The sequence below is a fragment of the Leptospira sp. B5-022 genome, assembly GCF_000347035.1.
Taxonomy (GTDB): domain Bacteria; phylum Spirochaetota; class Leptospiria; order Leptospirales; family Leptospiraceae; genus Leptospira_B; species Leptospira_B cinconiae.
This window is the reverse complement of sequence record NZ_ANIJ01000046.1, coordinates 1-1,972: the sequence shown is the minus strand read 5'-3', so window position 1 is coordinate 1,972 and position 1,972 is coordinate 1. Positions and strand designations below refer to the sequence as shown.

The window sequence follows — 1,972 nt, the reverse complement described above, 5'->3', positions numbered from 1 at the left end:
TTGCGCAGCAAGCCCGCAGCGCTGCGGCTGAGGCGAAAGTTAGACGACGGTTTGGCTCTATTACGCAGAAATTGGAAACTTTATTATATTCTTAGGTCGTTCTTGCATCGCAGTCCAGAGATCTAACTTTGTCTGCATGCTTAACCAACTCTCAGCAGACGTGTTCGTTGCAATCGCTATTCTTACTGCCATTTCTGGAGTAACTGGACTTTTACAATTCACTATTTCTGATAGTGTCTTGCGAGATATTCCTAAATCTTTTGCAGCCTCAGTTATAGTTAATCCTAAGGGTTTGATTATATCTTCTAGCAAAATTTCTCCGGGATGAGTAGGTTTTCTTTTATTCATAAAGCCACGCCTCTAATGATAATCTTCATAATCGACTACTATCGCGTTTTCACCTTCAAATTCAAAGGTGACACGCCAATTCCCATTTACCCAGACTGACCACCTACCCTTTTCACGACCCTTCAGAGGATGCAAGCGATACGCCGGTAAATCCATATCTTTAGGTGATGTCGAAGAATCTAACCTATCTAAAATCCTAGCTAGTTTATTCGAATGATCTGCTTGTATTCCTTTCTTACTGCCAGTTTCAAAAAACTGTTCAAGGCCTTTGTGTCTAAAGGAAATAATCAATATAAAAACCGTAACCCATAAGGTTACAATGTCAAGCTTTTTCCTTTAAAAATTGAATTTAGCCAAACTGTCCGTCTAACGACCAAGGTGTTCCGACGTTTGCGACGGCACGAGTTTGCCCATGCAAACGAAGTGACAGAAGCAAATGTGGCGTAGCCCAAGCAAGGGTTGCGAAGCAATCCCGAAGCGCTGCGGAAGCACCGATAGTTAGGCGACGTCCGATCCAAACACGGTGCATCCAAATAGTTGCGTTTTGCTAATTCAGCAAATTGCCGTTACTGCAAAATCCTGCTTTCAGATGTTAAATCCCCGCTCCGAATACGGCATCAGTTGAAGACTTTCTTTGCGATCTAATTAGCAGGATGAAACTCAAATCTCGGCACCAGAGCATCTCAGGAGCGGACAAACCATAAGAAAAATTTAATACGGCTCTATTTAAAAAATATTTAACCCTAAAATAAAAAGAAAAAAGTTATCGGATGTGCGCCTAACGACCAAGGTGTTCCGACGTTCGCAACGGCACGAGTTTGCTTTGCAAACGAAGTGACGGAAGCGAATGTGGCGAAGCCCAAGCAAGGGTTGCGTAGCAAGCCCGCAGCGCTGCGGAAGCACCGAAAGTTAGACGACGTTTTGAGTTATCTTAGTTAAATCTTAAGAGAAAGTTGCGAAAGGTATTTTTCAGATAAAATAATTATTTTTAGTTGGACGAATGATATCCTTCATATTCCCAAGATAATCTTTTACCAATTGCCTGCGCTGTTTGTTCCCAATCCGGCCTACTACAAGTTTCAATAAATAAAGTTACCATCTCCAATATTACTGGTAACGAATATCGTTCAATTAGAAAGTAACGAGGTTGAAGGTATGAAGCATATTCTTCTTCATAGTTTTTTGTTATAAAATGCCCATCAAAGTAATCAATACCCATCTCATCGGATGGCCCAATTGAAAATCTTATACAAATGTCTATATCATATGGATCCTCAGGAATCCAATCTTTAATCGGATCATGATCAACGTCATCAAAAGCTCTTATTACAGGTATTTTCATACAAATTCTTTTCAATTAACGTATATATATTAACTTTAATTTACAATTATTGTCTATCTACAACTTTTTGAATAAAGTAAAATTCTCAAAATGTCGTCTAACGACCAAGGTGTTCCGACGTTTTGCGAGTGCGAAGCACTTGGCACGCGACTTGCCATGCAAGGCGAGTGACAAAGCAAAATGTGCCGAAGGCCAAGCGAGAGTTGCGAAGCAAGCTCGAAGCGCTGCGGAAGCACCGGAAGTTAGACGACGTACCGCATCCAAACACGGTGCATTCAATTG

3 protein-coding genes are annotated in these 1,972 nt (G+C 41.1%); all 3 read right to left on the bottom strand.

Annotated features, from left to right (window positions below; genetic code table 11):
- Positions 1 to 60: 60 nt before the first annotated feature.
- The gene (locus LEP1GSC192_RS16250) at positions 61 to 348 is read right to left on the bottom strand and encodes a HigA family addiction module antitoxin (protein ID WP_036090716.1); all 288 of its coding nucleotides are present in this window, start codon (positions 346 to 348) and stop codon (positions 61 to 63) included.
- 12 nt (positions 349 to 360) lie between these two features.
- A complete protein-coding gene (locus LEP1GSC192_RS16245; protein ID WP_036090713.1) occupies positions 361 to 639 on the bottom strand; it encodes a type II toxin-antitoxin system RelE/ParE family toxin in 279 nt (92 codons plus the stop codon).
- 697 nt (positions 640 to 1,336) lie between these two features.
- Complete coding sequence (locus LEP1GSC192_RS16240) at positions 1,337 to 1,690, bottom strand: Imm8 family immunity protein (RefSeq protein WP_036090709.1); 354 nt, start codon at positions 1,688 to 1,690, stop codon at positions 1,337 to 1,339.
- Between the last annotated feature and the right edge of the window lie 282 nt (positions 1,691 to 1,972).